Source organism: Candidatus Saccharibacteria bacterium oral taxon 488, assembly GCA_013100805.1.
GTDB lineage: Bacteria > Patescibacteriota > Saccharimonadia > Saccharimonadales > Saccharimonadaceae > Nanosynbacter.
In genome coordinates this window covers 332,443-359,202 of sequence record CP040000.1, presented here as the reverse complement: position 1 = coordinate 359,202, position 26,760 = coordinate 332,443, and the positions used below count along the sequence as shown (strand labels likewise).

27 protein-coding genes and 1 tRNA gene are annotated in these 26,760 nt (G+C 44.4%); 20 read left to right on the top strand and 8 right to left on the bottom strand.

Annotated elements, in window-relative coordinates; genetic code table 11:
• The first annotated feature begins 74 nt into the window (after positions 1 to 74).
• The 4 genes from FBF27_01830 to FBF27_01815 all read left to right on the top strand — a co-directional run bounded on the left by FBF27_01830 (position 75) and on the right by FBF27_01815 (position 3,229).
• Positions 75 to 1,214 (top strand): DUF3048 domain-containing protein, encoded by a 1,140-nt coding sequence (locus FBF27_01830; GenBank protein QJU09155.1) that lies wholly within the window; start codon positions 75 to 77, stop codon positions 1,212 to 1,214.
• Positions 1,166 to 2,722: a HAMP domain-containing histidine kinase gene (locus tag FBF27_01825; protein ID QJU09154.1), complete on the top strand. Its 1,557-nt coding sequence runs from the start codon at positions 1,166 to 1,168 to the stop codon at positions 2,720 to 2,722. Before FBF27_01830 ends, FBF27_01825 begins: the two co-directional genes overlap by 49 nt.
• Positions 2,723 to 2,734: 12 nt before the next feature.
• Positions 2,735 to 3,109: a response regulator gene (locus FBF27_01820; GenBank protein ID QJU09153.1), complete on the top strand. Its 375-nt coding sequence runs from the start codon at positions 2,735 to 2,737 to the stop codon at positions 3,107 to 3,109.
• A gap of 45 nt (positions 3,110 to 3,154) precedes the next feature.
• A tRNA-Glu gene (locus tag FBF27_01815) sits at positions 3,155 to 3,229 on the top strand.
• Positions 3,230 to 3,508: 279 nt separating this feature from the next.
• Here the strand turns inward: FBF27_01815 and FBF27_01810 are convergent.
• Genes FBF27_01810 through FBF27_01800 form a run of 3 tightly spaced genes read right to left on the bottom strand, consistent with a single transcriptional unit; the run spans position 3,509 to position 5,302 of the window.
• Entirely contained in the window at positions 3,509 to 4,900 is a 1,392-nt protein-coding gene (locus tag FBF27_01810) for a recombinase family protein (protein QJU09152.1), read from the bottom strand.
• Positions 4,878 to 5,060: a hypothetical protein gene (locus FBF27_01805; protein QJU09151.1), complete on the bottom strand. Its 183-nt coding sequence runs from the start codon at positions 5,058 to 5,060 to the stop codon at positions 4,878 to 4,880. The genes FBF27_01810 and FBF27_01805 overlap by 23 nt, the downstream gene beginning before the upstream one ends.
• Before the next feature lie 29 nt (positions 5,061 to 5,089).
• Positions 5,090 to 5,302 carry a hypothetical protein gene (locus tag FBF27_01800; protein ID QJU09150.1) on the bottom strand — a complete coding sequence of 71 codons (213 nt, stop codon included), beginning with the start codon at positions 5,300 to 5,302 and terminating at the stop codon, positions 5,090 to 5,092.
• Between the two features lie 275 nt (positions 5,303 to 5,577).
• Between FBF27_01800 and FBF27_01795 the strand changes: the two genes are divergently transcribed.
• Positions 5,578 to 6,384, top strand: a complete 807-nt coding sequence (locus tag FBF27_01795; GenBank protein ID QJU09149.1) for a hypothetical protein — start codon at positions 5,578 to 5,580, stop codon at positions 6,382 to 6,384.
• 453 nt (positions 6,385 to 6,837) lie between these two features.
• On the opposite strand, the gene FBF27_01790 is transcribed toward FBF27_01795, so the two are convergent.
• On the bottom strand, positions 6,838 to 7,689 hold the full coding sequence (locus tag FBF27_01790) for a hypothetical protein (GenBank protein QJU09148.1): 852 nt from the start codon (positions 7,687 to 7,689) through the stop codon (positions 6,838 to 6,840).
• Positions 7,686 to 8,870: a hypothetical protein gene (locus FBF27_01785; protein QJU09147.1), complete on the bottom strand. Its 1,185-nt coding sequence runs from the start codon at positions 8,868 to 8,870 to the stop codon at positions 7,686 to 7,688. The genes FBF27_01790 and FBF27_01785 overlap by 4 nt, the downstream gene beginning before the upstream one ends.
• A 191-nt stretch (positions 8,871 to 9,061) precedes the next feature.
• Here FBF27_01785 and FBF27_01780 point away from each other — a divergent pair, with 191 nt between their 5' ends.
• The 3 genes from FBF27_01780 to FBF27_01770 are packed head-to-tail and all read left to right on the top strand — an operon-like array spanning position 9,062 to position 12,231.
• Positions 9,062 to 9,796 carry an SDR family oxidoreductase gene (locus tag FBF27_01780; protein QJU09146.1) on the top strand — a complete coding sequence of 245 codons (735 nt, stop codon included), beginning with the start codon at positions 9,062 to 9,064 and terminating at the stop codon, positions 9,794 to 9,796.
• A complete protein-coding gene (locus FBF27_01775; protein ID QJU09145.1) occupies positions 9,783 to 10,340 on the top strand; it encodes a hypothetical protein in 558 nt (185 codons plus the stop codon). The genes FBF27_01780 and FBF27_01775 overlap by 14 nt, the downstream gene beginning before the upstream one ends.
• Complete coding sequence (locus FBF27_01770) at positions 10,297 to 12,231, top strand: glycosyltransferase (GenBank protein QJU09144.1); 1,935 nt, start codon at positions 10,297 to 10,299, stop codon at positions 12,229 to 12,231. Before FBF27_01775 ends, FBF27_01770 begins: the two co-directional genes overlap by 44 nt.
• Here the strand turns inward: FBF27_01770 and FBF27_01765 are convergent.
• Positions 12,226 to 12,876 carry a hypothetical protein gene (locus FBF27_01765; protein ID QJU09143.1) on the bottom strand — a complete coding sequence of 217 codons (651 nt, stop codon included), beginning with the start codon at positions 12,874 to 12,876 and terminating at the stop codon, positions 12,226 to 12,228. The two genes, FBF27_01770 and FBF27_01765, sit on opposite strands and share 6 nt — an antisense overlap.
• Positions 12,877 to 12,924: 48 nt before the next feature.
• Here FBF27_01765 and FBF27_01760 point away from each other — a divergent pair, with 48 nt between their 5' ends.
• Both FBF27_01760 and FBF27_01755 read left to right on the top strand, forming a co-directional pair.
• Entirely contained in the window at positions 12,925 to 13,515 is a 591-nt protein-coding gene (locus FBF27_01760) for an NUDIX domain-containing protein (protein QJU09142.1), read from the top strand.
• Entirely contained in the window at positions 13,512 to 14,468 is a 957-nt protein-coding gene (locus FBF27_01755) for a hypothetical protein (GenBank protein ID QJU09141.1), read from the top strand. Before FBF27_01760 ends, FBF27_01755 begins: the two co-directional genes overlap by 4 nt.
• Here FBF27_01755 and FBF27_01750 read toward each other — a convergent pair.
• A complete protein-coding gene (locus FBF27_01750) occupies positions 14,449 to 14,880 on the bottom strand; it encodes an NUDIX domain-containing protein (protein QJU09140.1) in 432 nt (143 codons plus the stop codon). The two genes, FBF27_01755 and FBF27_01750, sit on opposite strands and share 20 nt — an antisense overlap.
• 242 nt (positions 14,881 to 15,122) lie before the next feature.
• Between FBF27_01750 and FBF27_01745 the strand changes: the two genes are divergently transcribed.
• Positions 15,123 to 15,509: a helix-turn-helix transcriptional regulator gene (locus FBF27_01745; protein ID QJU09139.1), complete on the top strand. Its 387-nt coding sequence runs from the start codon at positions 15,123 to 15,125 to the stop codon at positions 15,507 to 15,509.
• Here FBF27_01745 and FBF27_01740 read toward each other — a convergent pair.
• Positions 15,504 to 15,812: a hypothetical protein gene (locus FBF27_01740; protein ID QJU09138.1), complete on the bottom strand. Its 309-nt coding sequence runs from the start codon at positions 15,810 to 15,812 to the stop codon at positions 15,504 to 15,506. The two genes, FBF27_01745 and FBF27_01740, sit on opposite strands and share 6 nt — an antisense overlap.
• 258 nt (positions 15,813 to 16,070) lie before the next feature.
• On the opposite strand from FBF27_01740, the gene FBF27_01735 reads away from it, so the two are divergent.
• The 9 genes from FBF27_01735 to FBF27_01695 are packed head-to-tail and all read left to right on the top strand — an operon-like array spanning position 16,071 to position 26,749.
• Complete coding sequence (locus FBF27_01735; protein QJU09137.1) at positions 16,071 to 16,412, top strand: hypothetical protein; 342 nt, start codon at positions 16,071 to 16,073, stop codon at positions 16,410 to 16,412.
• Between the two features lie 7 nt (positions 16,413 to 16,419).
• Entirely contained in the window at positions 16,420 to 17,937 is a 1,518-nt protein-coding gene (locus FBF27_01730; GenBank protein ID QJU09136.1) for a type IV secretion system protein, read from the top strand.
• Positions 17,934 to 18,440, top strand: a complete 507-nt coding sequence (locus FBF27_01725) for a PrgI family protein (GenBank protein QJU09135.1) — start codon at positions 17,934 to 17,936, stop codon at positions 18,438 to 18,440. Before FBF27_01730 ends, FBF27_01725 begins: the two co-directional genes overlap by 4 nt.
• Entirely contained in the window at positions 18,412 to 19,050 is a 639-nt protein-coding gene (locus tag FBF27_01720; protein ID QJU09134.1) for a hypothetical protein, read from the top strand. The genes FBF27_01725 and FBF27_01720 overlap by 29 nt, the downstream gene beginning before the upstream one ends.
• Positions 19,047 to 20,825, top strand: a complete 1,779-nt coding sequence (locus FBF27_01715) for a DUF87 domain-containing protein (protein QJU09133.1) — start codon at positions 19,047 to 19,049, stop codon at positions 20,823 to 20,825. Before FBF27_01720 ends, FBF27_01715 begins: the two co-directional genes overlap by 4 nt.
• Positions 20,822 to 21,424 carry a CHAP domain-containing protein gene (locus FBF27_01710; GenBank protein ID QJU09132.1) on the top strand — a complete coding sequence of 201 codons (603 nt, stop codon included), beginning with the start codon at positions 20,822 to 20,824 and terminating at the stop codon, positions 21,422 to 21,424. Before FBF27_01715 ends, FBF27_01710 begins: the two co-directional genes overlap by 4 nt.
• Before the next feature lie 47 nt (positions 21,425 to 21,471).
• Complete coding sequence (locus FBF27_01705) at positions 21,472 to 23,976, top strand: hypothetical protein (protein QJU09131.1); 2,505 nt, start codon at positions 21,472 to 21,474, stop codon at positions 23,974 to 23,976.
• Between the two features lie 44 nt (positions 23,977 to 24,020).
• The gene (locus FBF27_01700) at positions 24,021 to 25,076 is read left to right on the top strand and encodes a DNA cytosine methyltransferase (GenBank protein ID QJU09130.1); all 1,056 of its coding nucleotides are present in this window, start codon (positions 24,021 to 24,023) and stop codon (positions 25,074 to 25,076) included.
• Positions 25,073 to 26,749: a DNA mismatch repair protein gene (locus FBF27_01695; GenBank protein QJU09129.1), complete on the top strand. Its 1,677-nt coding sequence runs from the start codon at positions 25,073 to 25,075 to the stop codon at positions 26,747 to 26,749. Before FBF27_01700 ends, FBF27_01695 begins: the two co-directional genes overlap by 4 nt.
• The last annotated feature ends 11 nt before the right edge of the window (positions 26,750 to 26,760 follow it).

The following is a 26,760-nucleotide window of genomic DNA, read 5'->3' as shown; positions in this document are numbered from 1 at the left end:
CTACGCCATAGACACCAACTGGCCAGCACACTGCTCCGTTTACCACCGCATGTCGCTTATGCTATACTAAACCCATGCACATCAAGAATCCTCGCCCAGCCACCGCGGCCCAAAAACCGACGGTAAAATCAGCTAAACTTGAGCCGGCATCACCAAACGCCCCGGCCAAAAAACGCTCGTTTGCCCAGTGGTGCAAAAAGCACTTGTGGGCGATTGTCCTCATTACCGCCTCGCTGGTTATCGCTGGCATTTTCATCGTCGCTATCAATTCTGTCCAGCACGACGGTGGTCTGCCGTTTTTCGCCGCTAAGAAAAAGCCAACCAAATTCTACTCACCGCTCACCGGCCTCGAGGTCGCTGATGAAGCGGCCACCAAGCAGCCCGTCACCGCCGTCATGATCGAGAACAGCCCCGACGCTCGCCCACAGTCCGGCCTATCGAGAGCTGGCATCGTCTACGAGGCCGTCGCCGAGGGCGGCATCACGCGCTTCCTCGCCGTTTATCAGGGTGCCAAGCCCGGCCTCATCGGCCCAGTTCGTAGCCTCCGCCTCTATTACCTCAGCTGGGGCGCACAGTATCAAGCCTCCATCGCCCACGTCGGCGGCAGCCCGAACGCTCTCGACACCGTCCGCAGTAGCAGCTACCGCGACATCGACCAATTCTTTAACGGCGGCAGTTATTGGCGGGCCAGCGACCGCCGCGCTCCGCACAATGTCTATACATCCGGCGAGAAACTTGATGCTCTGAACGCCAGCAAAGGCTTCAAGGAGTCATCATTTACCGGCTTCAAGCGTGGCGATGGCAAACCGGCCGAAACACCGAACGCCACTACCATCCAGCTCAATTTTAGCAGCGGCATTTACAACACCGCCTATGCTTATGACAAGGCGACCAACACCTACAAACGCTCGCTAGCTGGCGCACCTCATGCTGATCGGGAAGGCGGCCAGATCGCCCCGCACGTCGTCATCGCCCTCGAAGCGCCCGTCGAGCGACGCGTCGGGCCAGATGGCTACGAGGACACCGTCACCATTGGCTCGGGCAAGGCAACCGTCTTCCAAAACGGTACTGCTACCGCCATCACCTGGAAGAAAGACAGTCTCACCGCACCGCTCAAACTGCTTGACGAAAATGGTAAAGACTTTACCCTGAATCGCGGCCAAACATGGATCGGCGTGTTTACGCCCGGGCGGGGATCCGTCACGTGGCGATGACAGCTGGCGGCACGTCAATTCGCAGCTTTCGACGATACCACCGGCGCATGTTGTTCGCTTGCGCACTGGCCGGGCAGGCAGCCGTAGCGCTCATCGGCGGTGTGATTCTCAGTATCACCGGCGTCACCTCGTGGAGTCACCCGACGTTCTGGCTAATCACTGGCACGATTTTCATCGTCGGCAGTCTTTTTTCGACCATGTTGATCATCATTGCCGGTCGGCCGCTTGATGATATCTTGACCGCCCTGATCCATAAACGCGGCGAGCGCACCACCACGCCGCTACCAAATCCAAACGCCGAGCAGCACGCCAAGACCGGCTTCAAGACCGTCCTTGAACTCATCTATGATGAGCCGGCTCAACCCGCACCGCCGCCAAGTCCCGACGCGCTGCTGACCCAAGCGCTCAATCACACCAGCTGCGGCATCGTTGTCCTCGATCCCGCTAAGCGCATCATCTCCGCCAACAAGGCTGCACCAATTGCCACTGACGCCGACGGCCAGCCGTATCTGGCGCTGGATTTTCTCAACGAGCAGTCGCTCGACGCCTGGCTCAGTGACGCCGACGCCCGCCAACTCTCCGCCGAGCGTACCTGGCGCCATGTCGCCACCACCAACGGTGCCTTCAAAAAAACTCGCTTCTTTGACATCATCGCCTCCTACCAAAAAGACGCACCCGGCGAAACCGTCATCATCCTCATCGACCGCTCGGCCCAGTACCTCCCCGAGGAAGAAGACCTCAATTTCATCTCCTTCGCCGCCCACGAACTCCGTGGCCCGATCACCATCATCCGCGGTTATCTCGATGTCCTCGCCGAGGAGCTGGCCGGCCGCCTGAAAGGCGACGAACCGCAGCTGCTGGCGCGACTGACGGTCTCTGCCAACCGCCTGTCTGGTTATATCAATAACATTCTCAACGTCGCCAAGTTCGACCGCCACCATCTCAGCATCCACCTCGCCGAGGACTCGCTGTCTGACATCTACGGCTCAATCGCCGACGACATGCAGCTACGCGCATCGACGCAGCACCGCTTGCTCAACATCAGTATCCCCTCTGATCTGCCGACCATCGCCGCCGACCGCTCCAGCATCAGCGAAGTCATCTCCAACCTCATCGATAACGCCATCAAATACAGCTTTGAGGGCGGCACCGTCTCGGTCAGCGCCGAACAAAAAGGCGATGTTATCGAAGTCTCTGTCGCTGACAATGGCGTCGGTATGCCGCCGAGCGTCGTCAAAAATCTATTTCACAAATTCTACCGCTCGCACCGCAGCCGCGAAACTGTCTCTGGCACCGGCATCGGCCTTTACATCTGCAAGGCCTTTATCGAGAGTCACGGCGGTCACATCACCGCGCGCTCCAAGGAAAACGAAGGCTCAGTCTTTTCATTCACCGTGCCGCTCTACGCCGCCGTCAAGGACAAGCTACTCGAGGACGGACAGCTCAATCGCAATCTGATCCGCCAAGGCGGTGGCTGGATAAAAAATCACGCTATGTATCGAGGATAAGAGGAGGGAAGTATGGCGATCAAAACAATCTTATGCGTGGAGGACGACCGCTTTATCGGCGAGATGTACGTGCGCAGCTTGCAAAAAGCTGGCTATGACGTGACCTGGGTGGTCGATGGCAATGACGGGCTGGTCATGGCCCGGAGTCAGCCGTTTGACTTGATTATCCTTGACTTGATGCTGCCCGAACAGCGCGGCGACCAAATTTTGGACGCTCTGCGCTCTGATGATACCGACCTGATTCCCAACAGTAAAATCCTCATCATGACTAACTTTGAGCAAGACGACGCCGCAAAGTCCGCCATCATGAACCGCGTCGACGGCTACCTCATCAAGGCCGACATCACGCCCCGCAAGCTGATCGACGTCGTCAACAAGATGGGCTAGACGCCCCCAGCTAACCATGCTATAATGGCCCGGTAGCTTTGACACGGCCCTATCGTCTAGCGGTTAGGACACTGGGTTCTCATCCCAGCAACCCGGGTTCGATTCCCGGTAGGGTCACCATCAAAGGATTTATCATCCATCCGGATACGAAACAGCTCGTTTACCTCTGGTAGCGGGCTGTTTTTGTGAGTTCCAAACTTTATTTGGTCGTAAGTTGGGATTTTATTGAAGATGGCAGCGAAAAAGGCGGCTTTCCGCAAGGGATTACAGAGGTCAAGCAGTAGTTCTGGTAGGTGTTCCAAAATATATTTGGCGTATTGCAAGACTTGGTCGAATTCGGCTTGCAGATTGGGCTGATTGGCGATTTCTTTGTCTAGTTTTTCTAACTCATTTTCGGCATTAACTATATCCTCCTCTAGGTACGCAAGCGCTGTCTCGCTCGTGACAACGCGCATTCTGTCCACGGTCGCCCGAATTTGGTTTTGCAGGCTCTGGCGGTGCTCTAGGCGCTGCTGATTGGCTTCTAGCTGATTCGCGCCACAGCTCGGCAATAGCAGTGATAATGTCATCAACATACTCTGGTTTTACAGTAATAGTCCGCACAAAATCGTCAAGCGTCTTGTCAAATTCAGCCTTAGGCACACGGAAATAATGCCCATCACGACTGCAATGGTACGCCGGATAATACGCACCCATCTTGCCGCGCGAAGCACTGCCAGAAAGGGTTTTGCCACACTTCGGGCAAGCGATAACTTGTTTATATGGATAGTCTGGGTTATAGATCTGTTTATTTTTTAGGTGCTCTGGCACGGCTCTGCGCTTAATGGTTATCATGTCGCAACTGTCAATCTCCACAAAAATCCGTCCGCGATTCGCTTCGTTAAAAAGCTCGACACTGACCAATCCATCAAACTGCGCCTTGACTGGCTGGTCGTGCGTCCATTTTTCTTTGATGATACCGCAATAAACCAGTTTACTGGCGTACTGGTCGATCATTTTGGCGGTCATTTGCTTGCCGCCAATTTGCCGCTTAATTTTCGTTCGGTCGTATTTGTCGCGCACAATCTTAACACGCGAGCGAAAGCCCATTGAATTTAGCTCGTCGGCAATTTGCTGATTGGTATAAATATGAACGGCGCGCATTTCAAAAAGTTTGATGATGAATTTCGCCTCGTTCTCATCAGGCTTCAAAATCGTGCGCCGACCATTTTTCGTATCCACCTTGACACTGCGAAAACCATAGTGCGGACGGCGCATCCAATAACCGAGCTGCGTGTAACGAATCTCCGCACCAATCATCCGACTCATAATGTCGCGCATCTCATCTTTGGCGCGTTCCGCTTCCAAATACTCCGACTTTTGTGTCGGGTTAAACTCGCTCCAATAATACTTAAATCCAGTGTGCTCCAGCGTGTTTATTTGCTGCTTGCCAATCACGCCATACATATCCTCAAGGGCGATGCCTAGACGCGTCAACTGTCGTTTCAACGGCGAATAATAATCGCCGCCACCGCGCGTAAAACGGTCGATTGACTTAATCAGCACAACTTGAAAACCTTTGCTTTTGTCCTTGCAAACGTCGATTACTTTTTGCATCGGCTGCGTTTCGTGCGACGCCGATTCAAGCAAAATAATCGTCTCGGTAATTATGATATTGTGTGCCTTGGCGTAAGCTTCGCCTTGCTCGCGCTGGGCTTCGGGCGAGTCGCCATCAAGACCTTGCTTGTCAGAAGAAACTCGTATCGCCAACAAACCGATTCGCGGCTGATTATTTGGAGACATTTTTATCATCCTCCAATATCGTAATTAACTTTTTGGCAAACGCACCATCTTCGACGATTTTCTCGACGATTAAGTTTGCTACCAATCTAATCCGTTGCTCGGTCGTGAACGAAAATTGCTCCACCAGAGGGGCTTTTGACTTATTTTTACTTCCTTTTGGTCGCGCCATAATCCCTCCTGTCGCGACTCGTCATAACATCAACTAGACTTAGACTGCTGCGGACGACCGCGCCCGGAACGCTCCTGCAAATCCTTTTCAATCAGCTGTTTCAGCTCCTTGTCGCCAACCGTCGCCAGCGCTTTTAACACCAATTCTGTCAGACTCATGCCTTGGCTATAAGCAACGGCTTTGGCTCGGTTGCGCACTTCTTTTGACGTGTCGATTTGTAGTTGAACTCTTGATTGACTCATTAATCCTAGTATACTACACGGGATGATAACCAAAAAGCGCTACTGTTTGAAGTCTAGTTTTTCGTGTTATTAACGAGCCAGTTTTATGATTAAACCTCTACTTAAATTGTACTACTTGTACTGCAAATATTCAATAGTTTTTAGTAATTTTATGATGTAAAATATACCGAATATCGATATACACTACAATTTATCTATAAAACTACTGTTGTCTATTGCTATTTTTCTCTTCTTTCTATATAAATATACTAGAAAGGAATCGTGAAAGGCTGATAATGAAAATAGACAAACGTTCAGCGCTGAAGCAGGGACAGATAGACATCCTGGAAACGCTATACAAATATCGGTTCGGTAGTCGTCAATTGTTGGCAGATAGTCTGGGTATTAAGTCGGGTTCAAATTTGTTTGAAAAGTTGAATGTGTTGATGAAGCATGGCTTTGTAGCTAGACGATATGACAAAAGTTTCAAATTGCTGGGCGTGCCAGCGGCGTATTATTTAACGCCAAAAGGACTTAGGCGATTGCAATTGATTCACAGCAGCGAGCGCGTTACCGACGCCATTATCAAAGCGAGCTACCGCGACAAAGTTGTTAGTCAATCGTTCGTTAATCATGTGGCTGAAGTCTACGCTCACGCCAATAGACTACAGCACAAACACCCATCGCTAAAAGTATTTTTGCGGCGAGAAATGGCGATTTATAGTTATTTTCCGGCTAATCCGCCTGATGCTTTTTTGTCGCTCAAAACGGCTGATAGGTTGCAGCGATTTTTCTTTGATACCGTATCCAAAGGCACGCCGCCTAGCGCCATCAATCGCCGCCTGGTAAGTTATATAGAATTTTTCGATGACGGCAGCTGGGATGCGACGGGCAGTGATTTACCGAAGCTCCTGTTTTTACTGGAAAACCTATCCGCAGAAAACCACTTGCGGCGCACTGCTCATGCCGTGCGCAGTCGGTTTGACTTGGATGATGAAGTTGAGGTATATACGGCAACGACTGAGAATTTACTGGGCGAAGGTTCTGCGATTTGGTCGAATATTGATGAGCCTGGTGAGATTCTTTCCTTAGATGAGTTGTGAATTTTTGAGGCTGCGTATATGTCAATCGGCCGTGCGATGATTGCAGGTGCGCCTCGGGCGAGCTTGCAATGGTCGCACGAAAGCCGTCACGTAACTTTCAAGACGAGGCTTATTTCGCAAATGACAGGCAGGTGGCGCGTTTTGTGCGCCAGCGCAGTACGCGCTAGCTAGCTTGTCTTTTTGTGAAATAAGATAACGATTCATCAACTAATATTGCCAGCTTCCGGCCTAAGCGCGTTCATTCTTACCTCCGCTCATCTTGACTGTGCCAATAAGGCGTATGTCAAGTGAGCGGGGTAAGTATGGACGTTGTCTGGTGAGGTAAATTGAGTGTACACTCAATAACTAAGCTGTCTTTGTTCTGGGTAGTTTCTTGTCATACCCAGGACGGCGAAGTTAGCGATTATTCTCTATGATCTCTTGCCAACTGACTCGACAGAGAAAATATTGACCTTACGGATGTATGGGCAGTTTAGTAAACCCTAAGTCCTGCAAGAAGATCTCTTTTACATCAGATGCCTGTTGTACACATATAAAACGATCGATTATATCTACGTACCGTAGGCAAACTTCGTTTGTTATGAGAGACTTTGTGATAGTAGAATATTCTTTGGTGTATAGAAACTTTCTGATGATGCTTAGATTAAATAAAATATAGTCAGCGTAGGTAGCGCATAATTTTCTGTCTATCTTCTGCTTATTCAGGTAGTTGTCTAGATTGCTCCCTGTAATCCTTGTTTGGTCAAGTCCTGCTTTGACAAGATGTTTGGTGTCTCTCATTATTTCATCTTCTAGTCTAGTTGGTGCTGTTATGCATGCATTTTCTATATCGTCAATAATGGTTACTATCTTCGCCCAAGCCAGAGCCTCTTGAGGCAACGAAGCTGCAGTAGATTGATCAAGAAACTCAACGGTTCCATGATACTTAATAACAGTTCGCACAAGGCGAGCCTCTGGAGTGTTGGCTATAGACTTTTCCAATATTGCTGTGTTTATAATATCCTCTCCTAGGTCATTGTGATGAATTATCTTGTCATCATACGACCCTATCATTGCCAATTGTTTAAATCTTCCGATGTCATGTGCTTTGACGGAGACCCTAAGAAGCTTACAGTAAGCTTCTTCGCACTTGGGATATAACATATCAAAAATCTTACAGCATGATTCAGTATGTCTAATTTTTCTTTCAGCATCATTGTTTCCCTGAAATAGATTGTGCTGCTCTAACAAATAGGTGTTAATAAAATTATCTACCTCTGCTACAGCACGCAAGTCAAAGTTGTTTTCTTCTTTTGAGTGTGTCATATGCTTATTCGTATAACACCTAAAATAAAAGGTTGACCATCAATAACGTTAAAAGGGTTATACGGCTCATTAGTGAGTCGTTCTACAGCTCCGATAGCCACATACTCGCTATCATTTATTGTCGTAGCTGTCATAATTCCGTATACGCGCCTTGCACCACCCCTAATCTCTCCCATACTTTCGGCTTTAAGGGTGTCTTTATTAATCATTATAAATTGCGAGAATCCACTAGCCATCTCTGTTCTGTTATAGTCGAATAACCCTATTGAGCTAGCGTAAAACATATAATCTTTACTTTGTGCTAACGAAAGAGTAGGAAAAATATTAGATTTTCTATCAGGAGAAGTGTTATTAGAAGATAAATCCTCCCCTAGGGTAATAGACAGACTTAATGGGTCTAGAGTAAATATTCTAGATTCTGAGCTTAATATTCCAAAAAATTTTTTACGGTATTGACAGAAGTAAATTCCTCTCCATAAAGATCTGTCTAGCCTATTAACACCCCCTCGAGAAGAACTGTTCCATTGTTTTGTTGATGATGTAGGCAGAAAATTATCATGTAAACTCAACTTCTCTTTCTCTGGATCGTAGACGAAGAGCCCACCTCCTTCATAACATCCAAAGACCCTGCCATCATGATCTATCGCGAAATTACGACTTACGCATGTAGTGCTCGGAATATCACCTACGCGTATGAGCTCGTTGTCTGATATATTATACCTGAATAAGCTAGCATCGGGGATTGTCAGTAAGTAGATGACACTTCGCTTATTATCAATAGCTGTGTAGATAACTCCATTACCGGGTTTAATGAGCCCAAGGTCAACCGCGTCTCCATACTTACTTACCTTTATAAGCCTGCTTCCAGGGTAGTTAATCGGTTGCGGCAACCCGTACGGATAGGCAAAGTGGGTAGCACAAAAGCGATCTCCGTATTTATCCGTTACTATAGGAGTGTGAATTTTGCCGTGAAGACTGCCATCAGGCAGTATTAGGTTGGTATCAGAAAAGCGAGCTACAGAGTTGTCTCTAATATTGTAACTATAAATTACGGCTGGTTTTTCGGGCATGTGTGTGCAGCAGGCAAAAAGTAGAGACTCGCCAACTAAAGAGTCGCTTATAGCTGAATATGAACTATCTACTTCCGATTGATTGTTAATTGGTATTATAGTTACTTTCATGTTCTTTACTATATCATATCTAGGGTTCGTTCCGTACATACGCTGACCCGCATGTATTCGTATCTTGATCTTCCTTGAGACTATAGAATGCTCTTGGAGTGGTATGAAGCTTACCTACGCATTAGTGGCGTGAATGTGGCCTTACTAACCTATTGACGATGAGATTTCTACATTGTATTATATGATAGTAGATGATAACGAATGTAAACAATAGGGTAATTTTTATCACAGGTTCAACTAGGGGTATTGGTAGAGCCGTTGCTGAGGCCGCAATCAAAGTAGGATATACAGTCATCTTACACGGCAGAAAAGAAAGTGAAAAGGGGTTGGTGTTGGCGAAGATGCTTAAGTGTGACATTTACTACTTTGATGTGTCAAATAAGGTGGCTGTTGATTTAGCAATGAAGAGACTGACACAGAAGTATCCATGTTTGTCGTCCGTTGTAAATTGTGCTGGTATTGTCATGCCTCAATCCTATAACGACTACGCGACTAAAAACTGGATGGATCATTTCGCCGTTAATGTACTAGGGGCTGTCAATGTAGTTACTGCATTACGTGACAACATCCGGTCGGGAGGTGCTGTTGTTAATGTGGCCTCAATCCGGGGCGTACACGGGTCTGCGTCTGACAGAGTAGCTGCATATTCTGCCTCAAAGGCTGCCCTGCTCAATGTGACAGAAACTATGGCAAAGCACTACAGTCCTTTTATTCGTGTTAATGCTGTTTCTCCGAGCTTTACGTTAACAGATATGAGTAAGTCCTGGGACGAGTTAACTATAGCATCTACTAAAAGTAATTTACTCCAACAGCCAGCAACTACAGAGGAGGTGGCATCAGCCATTATGTTTCTTGCGAGCGATAGCTCGTCGCACATTACGGGACAAAACCTAATAGTCGATGGAGGTTTTAATGTCAGAAATTAACAAGCCCTCTCATGATGTACTAGCTATAGTTAAAAATGATGCCATTGAGGATGGTATAGCTGACGCTATAGTTGATAGACTGGACCAAACAGAGAGGTTGAGGGTAGTATCACGCCATATAATAAATTTAACAATTAGTGATGTATTGCATATATATAAACACGAGCACGAAGTTGATCCAACCGAAGTGCGTGAGATACTCATTGCTATGAATGCTATAGCAATGAGAGGAGATAACCTACTGGTAGGCCTAAATGCACAAGGTTTCGCAAACACTAGCGATGCCCTTTTACATCTTGAGTCAGTTAAGGGTAAAGTAGGTCGTGATACGGAAGATACTATCCGTTCAAATTTTCCATTTTCAAAGCCTGATGACTTTAGCTCCCATTCGTTCTGGTTTCAAGCTCCATTTTTTGTGAGAAATCGCATTCACTCACCGCACGATGAAGTCGATTTAAGCAATATAGAAACTATAGCTTTAGAAAAAGGCATCTCCATTGATGATATTTACCCGAGGCTTGGTCATGAAGATTTTAATATTTAGCATGGAGTATCCTCCTATTAAGGGAGGTGGCGGAACATATGCGCTTAATCTCGTAAATGCACTGACTGCACACTATCCTGACACGAGTATAGCCGTTATGACAAGCGGCACAGAAGACAGTGTCGATCACTTGAACGAAAGAGTGAGTATTTATAGGTTTAGGAGCTGTCAACACGCATACGACAATAATTCTCTGTCCGCAAAATTAATAGACGACTTCAAGGCTGTAGTTACATCCATTAAACCCGATATTATTCATGCTTTCCACTCCATTCCTATTATCGTTGCATGTCTTACTCGTGAGCAAATTAAAACCCCCTACGTATGTACACAGCACCGAACACCGGAGCCGGGCTGGATGTCAGAAAAGCTAGATGGTAAAGGTGAACTAGCTAGTTTAGCCTACGATCTAGGGTTTAACAGTACTTGGATAGCTCCATCTGTATGTTTTCGCAATAATTTATTGAAACATGGCGTTAGCCATACTAACATAAAAACAATATATACATCTATAAACGAAAACTACTTTTACTATAAAGATTTTAGCAAAGCTAGAAAAAGGCTGCATAAAATGCTTCGTATTGATGATGACCAAAAGATAGTCACCATGCCTGTTGTCAATAGGCCTAGGAAGGATATCAAGTTCTGTTTGCGGGCGGTTGATGGCCTTGATCCTGCTGAAAGAGCGGACATAAGTGTTCTGATAACGGGTGTTAATGCTGGATCAAATGATATTCTTGAATTTCGTGAATTATATCCGAAAGTTAACATCGTAGAACATGGAAGCTTTGATAATAGTATTATGCCTTCAATTATTGCAGGATCTGATGTAGTAGTAATGAGCTCGCTTTACGAAGGCTTTGGCATATCTTGCATTGAGGCACTTGCGAGTGGAGTAAGAACTGCAATTCGTGTTTCACCAGGCCAAGAGGAAATAATTAAACTTATGAAGCAGTATGCGTATCCGTTTTCAACTATACAAGAGCTGCAGCAAATAATCTCTGGCTCTACTTTTACGACCGAGCAGCACAGAGAAAGCCAAGCAGTTCAAGCAAAATCTATTTTTTCACAGGAGAAACAAGCATCTAGCCATATGGAGGTGTATAGCCGTGTGCTTACACAGGCGACACCAATACCAACGGTTGTGCAGCTGCAAGATGAACTTGAAAAAGTATTTAAGAATAGATCTAAGGTGTTATTAAAAGAGGTTGACGCAATATTCATATCTGGTAGCGTAGCAAAGGGCGACTACATACCAGGATGGAGTGATATTGACATTGTTGTAATATGTAAAAATGGAGCTGCTTCAGATGCGGTAGTTTCAAAGATTAGAAAATTTCAGCAAAATCTAACAGCAATTTATAAATGTAAAGTTGGTATAGATTACATATCATCCCAATATCTTCTGAGTCAGTCTAAATCATCGCTCATATCGCAGCATGAAGTCCCGAATCTTATATTATTTCATGAAGGTAATGTAGATCATACCCAAAAGGGAGTTCTATACAAAGATGGTTCATTCAAGTTTCCGGTTTTTGCAAATGATAAATTTCAATACCTATCTCTTGATGAGTATAAAGAAATGTGTAGAGGAATAGTTCACGAAACACTTTTTAGGGCAGGTGATTCGCTAGCTTCTTCTGTAAAAGCGCTACGCATTGTCACTAAGACCTGCGTTTACTTGTTGCGTATGCGTGTACTAGTGCAGAGCGGGGAGTATATACAAAGTTATGACGAACTTATATCCGATCATGTTCAACAGTACAACACTAAAATACTACAAGATGTATATGCGTCAGCAAGAGGTGCGGGACTCAATAACAGGCATGATGTTGAAAAATATACGAAGAAGGCTCTTGCCTGTTTCCATCGCCTGGTCGAAACACTATAAGTACTCTATGCCGGGGCTATCTATTTTGCTGTTATATAGTTTATGTACGTGAGAAGCAAATTCATCGATCCATGCATAGTATTCCGTCTCGGTTCCGTTATTCTGTATAACTAGATCAGCTCGTTCTCTTATATCGTATAGTCCACAGGCAGCTTTACTAGAGTCTTTGTCTATAATGTATTCTAGCATCTTTTCCCCGGAAACATTTAGTCGGCTAGACTCACGATCTACTCTTATGTTGATGTCGGCATCTATGTATATGACATAGATGCACGCGTCTATTGCGGCCTTTCCAAAACTGTGAAGTAAGTTTGGATGCTTGAGCGACTCAATAACCGATATACGATTGCCCTCGCTTGCCACCTGATCAATAGTCTGCCAAGTGCCTATTTCATTTTGCATACGCTGATGCTCATCTGCTGTACTTAACATATAGAACGGATCTGTAACAGAAGCACCATTTAACGTGCCATAACAGTGTGTAGCTTTTAAGTATTTAATTCTATTTGCACTATGCTCGTGTAGCATTCTTTTACTAAAAGAACTTTTGCCGGATTCACTAGAGCCACTTAAGCATATGAAAAGTTTTTCTGTGCTGTTTCTAGGAGGTGCAACCGATTGCCTTGTTTCAACTGTTAATTTCATAGGCTGAGATGATTTTATCATGTAGCAGCAAGCATTTGCAATACAGTAATGGTCGTATATAATAGTTTCATGGAGATGCCTATGGAGTTTAAAGATCAGAAGTCGGAGTATATGCGCAACAATCTTGGTATTGTCCGCAATCTTATTAGTGCATTGCCCGACAGCATTAATCGTATTGATGTGTTAGCTCAAAATGTCGAAGGTGGCGATATGCCCAAACGATGTAGGGCTCTGTTGTTTAGCAATGATGGAAAAAATATTGCTATTATTGGTAGAGAGCGTGATGGGTGCAGTTATGCTGTTCTGCCGGGTGGGGGCGTTGAGGGTGCAGATTTTAATGCTATAGATACTGTCAACCGTGAGCTTTATGAAGAGCTTTCTATTAAGGCAGATCAATTTACCGTGTACGAAGAAGAGGCTATAGAAATGGAGCCTGATGTATGGGTATTTTTAGCGGTGGCAAACGATAAGAATATAGGACTATCGCTTGGTGACGATAGCCCAGAGGCTTTCAGAAACGGAAATTCTGAGCGCGGATTTTATTATCCTATGTGGCTTCCAGTAGAGAACTTGGCATCTCTAAACTTACGGCCATATCATTTTAGGGACGCTATAGCAGAGGCTATTAGCAAACAATGACCTTCATTAAAAATTTTTCTGACATAGAACATCTAGAACTAGAGCTTGCTGGATATGACTTCTTTAGGCAATATTACAAAAGAGTACCAAGCATAATATCGATAAACAAGAAAGGTCTCTATATAGAATATAGTGACTTATGTGATACCGGCAATCAAACATTATTTCACATTCTTCGTAGTGGCACGGGTATAGATATGTCTGAGTTTTTCAAAGATCTGTCTAGCCTTGCAAACACAATGGGTATTTGGTCTCATGTTGAAGCTGGAGGCACAAAAATTTTTTATATTAATCGATTGCATATGATAGAATCGCCGCAGCTCTTGAAACAATACGAGGAATTTTGTGCGGATGAGTCGCTAAAAAGCGTGAATGACTTAAGCGTCTATATACGAAACGACCTGCTTTATATGGTAAAGAAATACGTTAAAGATATGCAAAAGAACATGAATAATACATACGTTATACCCTCTCAAGGGGATGTTCATGATATGAATATATTTCAAAATGGCTATCTTGTTGATTTTGAGGCGGCTGGATGGAACAGGCTATCTACTGACATATCAACATTTATCCATCACATTATGTGTGGAGGAAACCATTTTGGACCCCTATATGCGAAATGGGCGAATCCTGAGCCTAATCCGCTAAACAGATCTAAAGAAATCACTTATACTGACGGTAGGGCGTGGATAAGACTCAATACATCGCGTCAAAGAATAATTCGTGATTATATGGAGTACTATATAAAAGGCATAGACAAAAGTATTCTTAGCAAAATTAATAGAGAGGTATGTGTAATGATGTCTCTGAGGTTGTTGACTGTTTTTAATGTTGCTGCTATGTCTCCAGAGGATAGAAGTACCATATTTATCCTAGCAAATTACTTTTTCTCGCACTACACCATAGAGGAGTCTGTAAACAGCTGTTGCTTCAGTGATGATACATTTTAATTGCCATGGCAAGAAGTTGTTTCGTGTTTTTGTGGGTGAGGAGTTGAAAAGCTTTTGGTAAGCTGACCCACAAGGGGCGTATATTTTCTCCTGGCTGAAGCTGTTGTTCTTGTCGAGGTACTGAACTATTAATAGACATAGCATAGTATGAAACCTCTTTTGCTACGTGGCCATCACCTGTTGAGAATTCATATATTAGAGTATCAATAAATCCTAGGATCGTTGCGTGGTATCCAGTTTCCTCGAGTATCTCTCGCACTGCAGTGTCACGGCTATATTCTCCGGGTTCTATAGAGCCTTTAGGGAAAGAATATTCCTTGGCTGGCTGTAGTGATTCGATTATAAGAACTTCATTATCTTTAACGATAACCCCTCCCGAACTATAATGGTGAATAATATTTTTTGAAGCCATGTGTATCTAAGTATAGCATAGGATTGTTAGTATTTTCTTAAACACAGCATAAATTTCACGAGGTACTTTTAATAACTTACACTTAGGCGTTTATCCGGGCAATATTTTGACATTTGACCAAAACTCTGCTATATATTTACCTAGAGGTCATTATTAATACACATCTCTGGAGGGCATCTCCAGAGATATTTTATATCAGCCATTCTGCGCCAAATATACATTTACATCAATGGGAGGTAACCATGACAAAAACTACTGTATCCAAAAATCAGTACGCCGATTCGCGCGATTTCATGACAAGCCTACTGTTTCGCAAATGGACTATCGCAATTATTCTTTCGCTTGGTGTTGAGACTAAGCGCTATTCTGCATTGCACCGTTCTCTTCCGGGAGTGACTCAAAAAGTACTCACCGAGCACCTCAAACAGCTAGAACGCGCCGGCATCGTCCGGCGCTTTTTCTATCCGACGATTCCGCCGCGGGTCGAATATGAGTTAACAAAAACCGGTCTCGAATTATTAAAGCTAACAGACGATATAACTACGTGGTTTGATTCTCACTCTGAAGCGCTACACAAATCTCAGAAAATTTACAATAAGAAACGCGTGACTGTATTGCGGCGATTATAATTTATGATTTTTCTCTATCGCATCCAGTACTTCACGGTGCCGCAATTTTGCTTGTTTTTGCTTACGACTACTCCGTCGCAGCAGCCGATATGGAATGAACAAAATTCCAAAAACAACATAAATCAGCACATACCAAAACGCCACAAAAATCCAAGCAAACATAATGAGCACGGCAGCCACCAAACTAAGCAGCACCTTCACCGCTAGATTGTCCACGTCCGTAATTTTCCAAAGGCGTTTTGCCGAACCGCTAAACGATAGCGGCGAAGATATAACAACCTTTTCGGATTTTAGTTTGCCCATGCTTTTAGTTTACTTGTATTTTTTATTGGTGTAAAGTTAGCAGTCAAATATCATTTTTAGTAAGTTCGTTAATTTAATTTTTGACTCAAACTAAAACATAACTCTACCTCTATAAATTTAACGAACCTCCCGGAAACTAACACACTGACACCACTATAGCAGACTTTTAAGTGCCGTCTTGCCAAGTAAATTAATGCCTGCTAACGTAAAAATAACAGAGGTAAACACAAAAGTTCACGCTCTGGTGAAAGGGAGTTTATGGTGTCAAGAAAAACATATTGTTTGGCGGCAATATTTATCGCAGCTGGAGTGCCGTTTGTGTTGGCGAATGTAGCACTAGCTGCGCCAGCGGGTGTCAGTAATGTCGAAAATTTTATACGAAGCGTCATCCAAGTGGTGGCGGGACTAGCCGGTTTGGTGGCGACCGGCTTTTTTGTTGCTGGCGGCTTTACTTATATCACTAGCTCGGGAAATCCTGAGCAGCTCGACAAAGCAAAGCGCACTATCACGTGGTCAGCAATTGGTCTGGCGATTGTCATTGCGGCGTTTGTTTTGGCGAACATCGTAACGACCTTAGCGCGACAAGCCTTCGGAGGATAACCCGTCCATGTTCGACTTTGTCGATATTTTCACTAGCAATTTAGTATTCTTTGCCGATGCGGCTGGCGCCATAAAAACCGTGCGCGACTATGTTTTGCCGACAGCCAAAATCTTATCGGGCATTGCGTCGCTGGCTTGCGCTTTCTTTTTGGCGCATGCTGGCTATATTTACATAACCAGTAGCGGCAAACCAGACCGCATGGAGCACGCTAAAAGTATCGCCAAGAAAGCGGTGATCGGGCTGGTCATCGTACTGGCTGCCGTGACAATAGTTTCTATCCTTAATGGTTCGTATCAAGCGGTGCAAAATCCAAATGACGCAAACCTACCGAACCTACAGGCAGTCACGCCCAAATCAGAAAACAACGGCTTGATCGAGATGATCATCAAAGCTGTGACGGGGCTATTGTCGTCGATCATTAACGCCATAGCCTCGCCATTTTTGAGCGCGCTAGAATTTTTCACCAAATCGACGCCGTTGATGGCGAGCAATAAAGCCGTGTTTAATCTATGGCTAGCGATTGTCGGCATCGCTGATGTGCTGTTAATTTTAGTTGTGGCGCTAGTCGGATTTCAGGTCATGAGCGCGTCGAGTTTTGGTTTTGACGAAGTTGAAGTCAAGCACCTACTGCCACGCATAGCGCTGATATTTTTGCTGATGAACACCTCGATATTTTTGATTGATGGCATCATTAGTTTATCCAACGTTCTCATCTCGGCAGTCAACCAAATTTCGGGTGCATCGACCGTCTGGAGTACGCTCATCAAAGTTGTCGAAAAAACGTCTGGTCAGGGCGTGGCGGCGCTGCTGATCATGGTGGCTTTTCTGATTTGCTCGGTCATATTGTTGGTGTATTATGTTATGCGTTTAATCACTTTATTTATCGGCACTGTTCTGTCACCGCTGGTGAGCATGTTGTGGTTAGTGCCGGGGTTTCGTGATTTTGCCGAAACTTCGATGAAGACGTTCTTATCAACAATTTTCGTTTTGTTTGTCCATGTGGTTATATTGCAATTAGCGTCGTCGCTGTTTTCTGGTATGGCGACTAGCGGCAGTAACAATGCATTTCCCGACACCTTGATGGCGATGGTAGCAGGCATAGCAACTATTCTGACTTTATTAAAAGTTCAAGGCGTGATGATACAATTTAGTTTCGTTAGTATGGGTGCGCGCAATCTAAAGAAGCTGGGTGGTCAGTTTATGAACGGCGTCAGCTACATGACAGGCACTGGCTCGAAAGTGGCGCACAAAACGACCCAGCGCGTGAAGAATACCACTCACGCCGCCAAAAAAGCCCGGGTTCACTCGACTCTAGAAACGGTGGCGCGCCAAACAAAGTCGCCGATGAAAGTAAGTTATCTGAACAAAAAAGGCGATGCGGAAATCACCTACGCCGTAAATCCGCGTAGCAAAAATAATCCAACCGTTGTTAATATGCCCGAATCAAAACCGCCAAAAACTGGCATGACTTACCGCGCCGGATCAAAAATAAAATCGACCAAACAGCGAGGTAAAAAATCATGAAAACGACAGTCGTTCCCGCGCAGGTTACCACCGTAGAAGATCGGATTATCGGCAAACTTGGTTTTTCGCAAATCATACTTTTGATGGTTCCTGTTTTCTTGAGCGCGGGAGTTTTCGCGCTGCTGCCGCCGGTCATGAACGGTACACTTTATAAATACGTTTTGATTGCGTTAAGTTTGATCGTTTGTGGGATTTTGTCGGTTCGCATTAAGGGTAAAATCATCGCACTTTGGTTGGTGACGGTACTACGTTACAATTTACGACCAAAATATTATTTGTTCAATAAAAACACTACTGCGTTTCGTGATGAGTATAAAAGTACTCCGCGCGAGGATGAAGAACCCATAAATAAACCAGCCGAAAAGCCGCAAAAGCCAGAAAAATTAGACAACATATCAACCATCAAAACCCGCCAAATTATAGATGATCCAACCGCTAATGTTCGTTTTGAAACTGACAAGAAAGGAGGTTTGCATGTTCGGTTTACGAAAGTCAAACGCTAAATCTAGTGCTAGGCGACAGATTGTACTAAAGGGTGTGCGCGACGGAATTTTGTTATTACCGCAGAATAATTATCGGGCAATCTTGTCCGTTTCGGCGCTGAATTTTGAACTGCGTAGCGAGGATGAGCAAGACGCAATTATTGATACCTACGAAAGTTTTCTCAATTCAATTGGTTGGCCGATTCAAATTTTAGTACGTACGCGCGAAATTGATATGGACGGATATTTAGAAGATCTGAACTATCGACTGCAAAGCGAGACGATTCCTGTCTATAAAATTCAACTGAAAAATTACGATGAATTTATTCGTTCGCTCATCACCGACAACAAGATTTTGACGCGACATTTTTATATCATCATTCCTTTTCGACCGACCGACAACAAAGCTGATTTTGATTTAATTCGCGAACAACTCAAACTCCGTATTGATATTATCGCCAAAGGTATGGCGCGGCTCGGTATGCGCGCCGACCAGCTTGATAGCCTCGAATTGCTTGATTTGTTCTACAGTTTTTACAGCCCGACGCAGGCAAAAATTCAACCGCTAACTGAACGCGCTTTGCAAACAATTCACACCGCGCTCATGCGAGACGGGAGCGAAATTAAATGATTAGAAAATCACGTACACCAATATTTATCAAAAGAATCAGCAACGCAATTAGCGCCCCGAAACGCCGTCGTGACCGCCAGCGCGAAGAGCGGCAAAAAGAACTCAATATCACGTTTGGCGAACAAGACACTCTGGATATTTTATCCTACGCTGGGCTGGAAGAAAATGTTGATTATCTTTGCATTGATGGGGTGTACATGCGCACGCTATTCATTTCTGGATATCCGTTCGTAGCGAGTTCGGATTGGATGGACAGCTTGATTCATTTTAATCACGACATCGACATTAGTTATCATCTACACGAAGTAGATGCCCGAGCGGCACTGCCAAAACTAAATCGTAAAATTACCGAACTTGAATCCACGCGCCGGGCGATGATGCGCGAAGGACGGATTGTTGGCTCGGAAATTACCGACCCACTTGAATCGGCGATTGATTTGCGTGATAAAATTCAGCGCGGTCAAGAAAAATTATTCCAAATGGCGATATACATTTGCATCCGCTCTGAGACTAAAGAAGAACTTGATAAAACCACCAAGTTGCTTGAAGCGAATCTATCGGCGCGGCTGTTTTACTCAAAAGTAGCGCGCTATCAGCAGCTGGAAGCTTTGCAGTCAATTTTACCACGCGGCGAAGACCAGCTGGCGCAAAAGCGCAACCTTGATAGTTCCAGCGCCGCCCTGACTTTTCCGTTTATGTCGTCAGAATTAGTACAGGAATCGGGTATTCTTTACGGTGTCAATAAATCAAACAATTCGCTGGTTATTTTGGATAGATTTAGTTTGCATAATGCTAATTCAATCACGTTTGCGCAGTCGGGCGCTGGCAAAAGTTACACTACCAAAGTCGAAATTTTACGCCAACTCATGCAAGGCACGCGCGTCATCGTCATCGACCCAGAGCGTGAATACAAGCGCCTCACCGAATCAGTAAACGGTACATACATAAAATTATCTGCCAAAAGTAAGCAGAAAATTAATCCTTTCGACCTAGCAACGACCGTTCACGAAATTAGTGATCTGTCTGAACATACACAAGACTTAATGGACGTAATCGGTTTGATGGCTGAAAGTCTAATGGCGCGCGAAAAAGCCGCCATCGATAAAGCGGTTTTGAAAATCTACAAAAAATCAAAAACCAAGCAGCCACTTTTAGAAGATTTATATGCGGAACTTCGAAAGTTGGGTCAGTTAAAATTGTGCGAAAAATTAGAAAAATATATTTCTGGCTCGTTGGCAGATGTATTCAATGCGCAAACTAATGTTAAATTAGACAACCGCTTGGTCATTTTCGACATCAAAGATTTACCAGAAAATTTGCGCCAAATTATGATGCTGATTATCTCTAATTTTGTGAAAAATCAAGTCATGGCTAAGCCGGAAAAACGGCTGCTGATTATTGACGAAGGCTGGATTTTGTTACAGCACGAGGAGTCGGCGCGATTCGTGGCGGGGCTGGTGCGTCGAGCTCGTAAATATTACCTCGGTGTGTCGATCATATCACAGCAAGCCAACGATTTTCTCAAAAGTGAATACGGCCGCGCCATCGCTTCGCAAAGCGCGCTGCGAATTTTAATGCGCCAGGATACAACGACTATCAAAGGCGTGGTTAACGAATTTAACCTCAGTGAATATGAGCAAAGCTTTCTGCTCACTTGCGAGCGAGGCGATGCTCTGCTTATCGCCGACCAAAACCATGTTGCCGTTAAAGTTGTGGCAGCCGAAAAAGAGCATCCGCTCATTACAACTAACCCTGCGGAGTTGTATTCATCATGAACGGCGCGGTAGTTTTGTTTACAAATTTTGGTTTCAGCATTAAGAAAATTATAGCTATAATCATCGCTACATTATTGCTTATTTTGATGTTTCCGATTTTAGCTATTTCATCACTTGGCTTACCGGCAATGAGCTTTTTAGCAAATGCACCGAGCGCCAAAGCGGCGGAAGAACGTGGTTTTTATAACGGCGGCGTGATGCCCGGAAACACTTACGCCTGGGGTAACTGTACGTGGTGGGCGTATGCGATGCGCCGGTGGGCAAACAGTCCGATTCCGAACACTTGGGGCAACGCTAATACCTGGGATGATAACGCCAAGCGTGATGGCTACATCGTCAACGATACACCAGCGGCTGGTGCAGTTTTTCAGACTGATGAAGGCCCTTATGGACATGTTGCGTATGTGATAGAAGTTAATCAAATCAGCGGTGATTGGAAAATTTCTGAAATGAACGCGCGCGGTTTAAACGTGGTGTCGCAGCGCACTTTTTCCAAAGAAGTCGCCAAATCGTATAAATTTATTCATAATGAACCAGGAGCACAGCCGTGGAATCCACAGCCGATTACCTCGCTACCGCCTTATGGCTTGGGTCGATAGTTTTAATCGTAATCACGCTTACGATTAGCGCGGTCATTTTGTGGTTGGTGATTCGTTTTGTTTTGAATCGTCGATATTTGCGAACACGAGGCATGGTTTGGCTGGAAATTACACCGCCTGCCACGATCGCCAAAACACCTGAAGCAACCGAGCAACTATTTTCGGTAATTCATGGACATCGGGCGGCGCGCTCACTCAAAGAAAAATTGCTCGGTCGGTCGCCAGTTATGAGTTTTGAAATTACATCAACTAAAGAGCACGGCGTGCGGTATTTGGTGCAGGTCGAACGGCGTCACGCTGCGAACATGCAAAAAGTGATTACCTCCTACATCGCCGACTCAAAAGTTCGCGCAGTTGAGCGGAAGAATAACGACAATTACCAAGTTATTGAATTTCGAGAAACTGGACATTATGTTTTGCCGCTAGCTATAAATTCGACGCTAGAGCAACGCGATCCACTCAGCTATGTGATTGGCGCGATGACTAGACTGAATGATGATGAGGAGATTATTTTGCAGCTTATAGCAACACCAACACGCTTACGCGAAGCAGAGATTTTGTCACATAAAATTCTTGGCAATGAAAATATTTTGCAATATGTTAGCGGCAAAAAACTATCAATGCTCGGCAGATTAGCTAGCTTTTTTGGCAAAATTTCTTCTGGCGCAACCGACCTTGTCGGCGAAGTTCATACTAGCCTGACAACTAGCCACCACGATTATTACAATTTAAAAATCAGACCTTCGCGGCATCAAATCAAGGTGTCGCGAGACGACCGCCCGGCACGCATGCTAAGTGCTTTTGAATTAGAACTAATGGAAACCATGCACCAAAAAGTGACTCGTCCGCTATTTTATGTCAACCTACGCGTCATGGTAAGTAGTCCAGAAACAAAGAGACATATCGCCGCGCTTAAATCCGCGCTGGACGGTTTTAGTACGCCGCCATATCAATCACTCAAAGCAAAGTATCGTCTGCCTATTCTGAACAACCTGCTAATTCTTGCATCCATAAAGCGCCTGCCATCGCTGCATAAAAATAGCTCCATGATCCTCGCTTCAAGCGAACTTGCTAGCTTGTTTCATTTTCCTTCAAGTTATCATAGTAAAACCGACAATCTGATAACTTCGCTCAGCCGCACGCTACCCGCGCCGATTTCACTCAAGCAGTCAGAAGGTTTCGATGTGATTATTGGTGAAAATCATCATCACAATACGGTGACGCCGATTGGCTTGATGGAAGCTGAGCGCGAGCGCCACCAGTACATCATCGGCGGTACAGGTAGCGGCAAAACTACGATGTTGCAATATCAAATTGTGCAAGATATTTGTAACGGCAAAGGCGTGGCTGTAATTGACCCGCATGGCGATATGGCGGAGACGATTTTGCGGCACGTTCCGCCAGGGCGCCTTGGTGACGTGATTTATTTCAATCCCGATGATTTGGATTATCCGATTGGCTTGAATTTATTGGAGTTGACGCCCGGGCTAGGCGGTAGCGAATTGATGCGCGAAAAAGATCTTATCACCGAGTCGGTCGTGTCGATTTTTCGAAAAATATTTAGCGACGAGGATTCGGGTGGGCATCGTATCGAATACATTTTGCGCAACACCATTCAAACCGCACTCACGCAGGAAAATCCCACGCTTTTCACTGTGTTTGATTTGCTAAATGATCCTAAGTATCGCCGCAGTGTTGTCAAAAATCTTGACGATACAAACTTGATAAACTTCTGGAAGAACGAGTTCGGTAAAGCTGGCGACATGCAGAAAGTAAAAATGTCGGCGGGAATTACGGCGAAGATTGGACGATTTTTATTTTCGGCGTCAGCGCGGCAAATTCTCGAGCAGCCAAAATCGACAATTGATTTTGATGATATTATCAACTCGGGAAAAATACTGGTTTGTAATTTGTCTAAAGGCTTGCTCGGCGAAGACACATCTGAGCTATTTGGAATCACCGTACTTGCGAAGCTCCAGCTCGCAAGTCTCCGCCGCGCCCGCATCAGACAGGCGGAGCGGCGGACGTTCTATTTGTATGTCGATGAGTTTCAAAATTTCGCCACGACGTCATTTGTACAAATGCTATCCGAAAGCCGCAAATATCGCGTCTTTATGATCATGGCTGAGCAGTCCACTTCGCAGCAAAGCGACCAGCAAACAGTGAATATAATCCTGGCAAATGTTGGCACGATTATCTGCTTTAGAACCGGCAATCCGCAAGATGAACAGCGTTTGCTGCCGATGTTTAGCCCATATATTGAGCCGGGCGAAATCAGCAATCTGCCAGCGTACAATTATTACGCTCGGCTGGCGGCAGTGCATGCGCAAGAGCCGCTATCTGGGCAGACTTTACTGCTAGAAAGCGAAGGTGATGAGACGGTACGAGATGAAATTGTTAAACATTCACGAAAGGAGTTTGCTAAGAAGCGAGAAGAGACTTTTGAACGAAAAAAGGTTGGCAGAACTGTATCAAGAAAAGCCGCCAAAGCCGATAAGCGAACAAGGAAGCAGTCACAGGTTAAGACGGAGCCGATGATAGATGAAATCTGAGACTTTAGCTAGGCACAAGCAGTATATATTGCTATACTGTAAGTATGAATAATAACATTGCCGTCGTAGACCTATTTTGCGGCGTGGGTGGGTTAACTTGCGGACTAAAAAAAGCTGGACTTGATGTCGTTGCTGGTATAGATAATGACGCAACGTGCCGGTACGCCTACGAAGAGAATAACCATACAAGATTTATTGAAGCAGATGTATCAAAGTTACCAAGTTCAGACGTAGATAATATGTTCGGAAAAGCTGATATAAAGGTCTTGGTCGGCTGTGCACCTTGTCAGAGATTTTCGCGTCACGCCAATAAATACCGCAAAAGTATAGACACCAAGACAGACGTCCGCTGGAATCTATTGAGGTCGTTTGCTCAGTATATTGAAGACATAAAGCCAGATATTGTATCTATGGAAAACGTTCCAGAGCTTCACAAGTACGACATATTTGAAGATTTTCTGAAGAAGCTAGATGAATTAGGCTATTATACGAGCTACAAAATAGTTGACTGTAGTAAATACGGGCTACCACAAAAGCGTCGTCGGCTTGTTCTATTGGCATCAAAACACGGTGAAATTCAGCTAATTCCAGAAACCTCTATAGAGAAAAAACTTACGGTCAGAGACGTATTGTCAGGGCTGCCTGTAATATCTCAAGGACAAATTGACGAAAGTGACCCTCTTCATAGAAGTGCTGGATTAACCGAAATAAATCTTAAGAGAATCAAGCAATCAAAACCAGGCGGCACGTGGCGAGACTGGGACGAGCTACTACTGCCAGAATGCTACAAAAAGCCGTCCGGCAAGTCATTCGGCAGTGTATATGGTCGAATGGAATGGGATAAGCCTTCGCCGACTATTACAACGCAATTTTATTCATTCGGTACTGGTCGTTATGGTCATCCTGAGCAAGATAGAGCGATATCTCTCAGAGAGGGTGCACTGCTCCAGACCTTTCCAAGAGATTATAAATTTTTCGAAGATGTTAATAATGTTGCAATCGGCACAATCAGTAGACATATAGGCAATGCTGTGCCAGTTGATTTAGGGAAAATTATTGGCATGTCTATCAATGATCACTTGGAGAATATAGAATTATGAACGCCGAAAACGATGGTCAATTTACTTTTAATATATCGTTAGCAGTACTAAATAGTCTTGGTAGAAATCTCTATCGAAACTTTATAACCATACTAGGCGAGGCTATATCTAATTCTTGGGATGCAGATGCTGATAATGTCAAAATTATCATAAATAGAGAAAAATCAGAAATGCTCGTTATTGATGATGGCGACGGTATGTCCGCATCTGATTTTAGCGGCAAGTTTTTAAGAATTGGCTACTCAAAACGGACAAATGGGTCAAACTCACGAAAAGGTCGTCCGTATATAGGTAGAAAAGGAATTGGAAAACTAGCCCTCCTTTCGTGCGCTAACCGCGTCGTTATAGTGACGAAAAAAGCTGGTGAGCCAGTCACCGGTGGAGTGATAGACAACAGCGAGCTAGATGAGGCTATACAAGATGACAGAGATCACGAATCATACAATCTAGGAGCGCTTTCTAGTGAAGATATAAAGTTGCTTGACGGAATGGAACAAGGGACTATTATCAAGTTCGTTAATCTTAAGGGCGGTATAGTCAATACATTAGAGAATATACGAAAAGCTATTGCACTATATTTTCGCTTCTCTCTCGTTGATGAAAGTTTCAAGATTTACGTTGATGGTAATGAAATAAATCTAGACGACATAAAAGATTTAACCGATAGGACTCAATTTTTGTGGCCAATTAATAAAAATGATCAAGACTCATTTATTTACACCCTCTCAGCATTAGCAGTGCGGACAGCGGATATTGATATTTATAAGAATGTTAGCGGTTTCATAGCCTCGGTTGAAAAGCCAAAAGACCTAAACATACTAGGAGCTCAAGAAAGAGTTGGAGTAGACTTGTTCGTTAATGGCCGGCTTCGCGAGCGAGACATACTAAAGCATATTCAAAGCGCAAGAGTACCAGAAAGTTATATGTATGGACAGATCCACTATAATGATCTTGACGGAGATGGGATTGACAGATTTACTAGTAGCCGCGAGGGAATCGTGTCTGACGACGCACTATTCCGTGAGTTGCTTGAAGATATAAAGCCGGTTGTTAAATCTATAATTGACCAATGGGATAAGTGGCGTATTGAGATCAAGCAAGATGGAGATAATGATAACCCGCGTTTTTCACAGAAGGAGCGTGCCTCAAAGAAATTATACAACGAGACAGTAAACGAATATAAGCCAGATTTGCCCGATAATTCAGAGCCTATTAAAAGAATAAAGAAATGGATAAATGGGCTTGAAGAGGATGCTACTTTTAACCTTCAATCATATACGGAATGCTTCATATTAGAAAACCTCACTCGAAAGTTAATAAGATATCAATCCATAACTATTGATGATAACACAGATCCTGATTGTATAGCGAGGAAGCAAATCAAGCGTTACCGAGAAATGGAAATAAAGAGGAAGAACAAGAGTAATCTATCTATAGATATACGTCAAGATAACGACGATTTATTCTATCTAGATTTGGAGCGGTTGACCTACTTAGCTTACTTATCGCAAAATAATTATGCAGAAGACAGTGGTATATGTGATGAAAAGGCCTTTATGCCAATTCGTAATGCACTAATGCATACATCAAGGCTTACACAAGATGCCAAAGACAGACTATCGGTAATATATACTAACATTAAGTCAAAAATTAAAAACCTACTCTCTAGCTAGACATCATTGAG

What these genes read in the sequence shown, in the direction of transcription:
- FBF27_01830 (QJU09155.1), top strand. Translation starts at nt 75, where the DNA reads ATGCACATCAAGAATCCTCGCCCAGCCACCGCGGCCCAAAAACCGACG.
- FBF27_01710 (QJU09132.1), top strand. Translation starts at nt 20,822, where the DNA reads ATGAACGGCGCGGTAGTTTTGTTTACAAATTTTGGTTTCAGCATTAAG.
- FBF27_01800 (QJU09150.1), bottom strand. Translation starts at nt 5,302, where the DNA reads ATGAGTCAATCAAGAGTTCAACTACAAATCGACACGTCAAAAGAAGTG.
- FBF27_01770 (QJU09144.1), top strand. Translation starts at nt 10,297, where the DNA reads ATGATATTTACCCGAGGCTTGGTCATGAAGATTTTAATATTTAGCATG.
- FBF27_01790 (QJU09148.1), bottom strand. Translation starts at nt 7,689, where the DNA reads ATGACACACTCAAAAGAAGAAAACAACTTTGACTTGCGTGCTGTAGCA.
- FBF27_01740 (QJU09138.1), bottom strand. Translation starts at nt 15,812, where the DNA reads ATGGGCAAACTAAAATCCGAAAAGGTTGTTATATCTTCGCCGCTATCG.
- FBF27_01805 (QJU09151.1), bottom strand. Translation starts at nt 5,060, where the DNA reads ATGGCGCGACCAAAAGGAAGTAAAAATAAGTCAAAAGCCCCTCTGGTG.
- FBF27_01765 (QJU09143.1), bottom strand. Translation starts at nt 12,876, where the DNA reads ATGAAATTAACAGTTGAAACAAGGCAATCGGTTGCACCTCCTAGAAAC.
- FBF27_01735 (QJU09137.1), top strand. Translation starts at nt 16,071, where the DNA reads ATGGTGTCAAGAAAAACATATTGTTTGGCGGCAATATTTATCGCAGCT.
- FBF27_01695 (QJU09129.1), top strand. Translation starts at nt 25,073, where the DNA reads ATGAACGCCGAAAACGATGGTCAATTTACTTTTAATATATCGTTAGCA.
- FBF27_01760 (QJU09142.1), top strand. Translation starts at nt 12,925, where the DNA reads ATGGTCGTATATAATAGTTTCATGGAGATGCCTATGGAGTTTAAAGAT.
- FBF27_01795 (QJU09149.1), top strand. Translation starts at nt 5,578, where the DNA reads ATGAAAATAGACAAACGTTCAGCGCTGAAGCAGGGACAGATAGACATC.
- FBF27_01745 (QJU09139.1), top strand. Translation starts at nt 15,123, where the DNA reads ATGACAAAAACTACTGTATCCAAAAATCAGTACGCCGATTCGCGCGAT.
- FBF27_01775 (QJU09145.1), top strand. Translation starts at nt 9,783, where the DNA reads ATGTCAGAAATTAACAAGCCCTCTCATGATGTACTAGCTATAGTTAAA.
- FBF27_01785 (QJU09147.1), bottom strand. Translation starts at nt 8,870, where the DNA reads ATGAAAGTAACTATAATACCAATTAACAATCAATCGGAAGTAGATAGT.
- FBF27_01750 (QJU09140.1), bottom strand. Translation starts at nt 14,880, where the DNA reads ATGGCTTCAAAAAATATTATTCACCATTATAGTTCGGGAGGGGTTATC.
- FBF27_01720 (QJU09134.1), top strand. Translation starts at nt 18,412, where the DNA reads ATGTTCGGTTTACGAAAGTCAAACGCTAAATCTAGTGCTAGGCGACAG.
- FBF27_01730 (QJU09136.1), top strand. Translation starts at nt 16,420, where the DNA reads ATGTTCGACTTTGTCGATATTTTCACTAGCAATTTAGTATTCTTTGCC.
- FBF27_01725 (QJU09135.1), top strand. Translation starts at nt 17,934, where the DNA reads ATGAAAACGACAGTCGTTCCCGCGCAGGTTACCACCGTAGAAGATCGG.
- FBF27_01715 (QJU09133.1), top strand. Translation starts at nt 19,047, where the DNA reads ATGATTAGAAAATCACGTACACCAATATTTATCAAAAGAATCAGCAAC.
- FBF27_01700 (QJU09130.1), top strand. Translation starts at nt 24,021, where the DNA reads ATGAATAATAACATTGCCGTCGTAGACCTATTTTGCGGCGTGGGTGGG.
- FBF27_01780 (QJU09146.1), top strand. Translation starts at nt 9,062, where the DNA reads ATGATAACGAATGTAAACAATAGGGTAATTTTTATCACAGGTTCAACT.
- FBF27_01825 (QJU09154.1), top strand. Translation starts at nt 1,166, where the DNA reads ATGGATCGGCGTGTTTACGCCCGGGCGGGGATCCGTCACGTGGCGATG.
- FBF27_01820 (QJU09153.1), top strand. Translation starts at nt 2,735, where the DNA reads ATGGCGATCAAAACAATCTTATGCGTGGAGGACGACCGCTTTATCGGC.
- FBF27_01810 (QJU09152.1), bottom strand. Translation starts at nt 4,900, where the DNA reads ATGATAAAAATGTCTCCAAATAATCAGCCGCGAATCGGTTTGTTGGCG.
- FBF27_01755 (QJU09141.1), top strand. Translation starts at nt 13,512, where the DNA reads ATGACCTTCATTAAAAATTTTTCTGACATAGAACATCTAGAACTAGAG.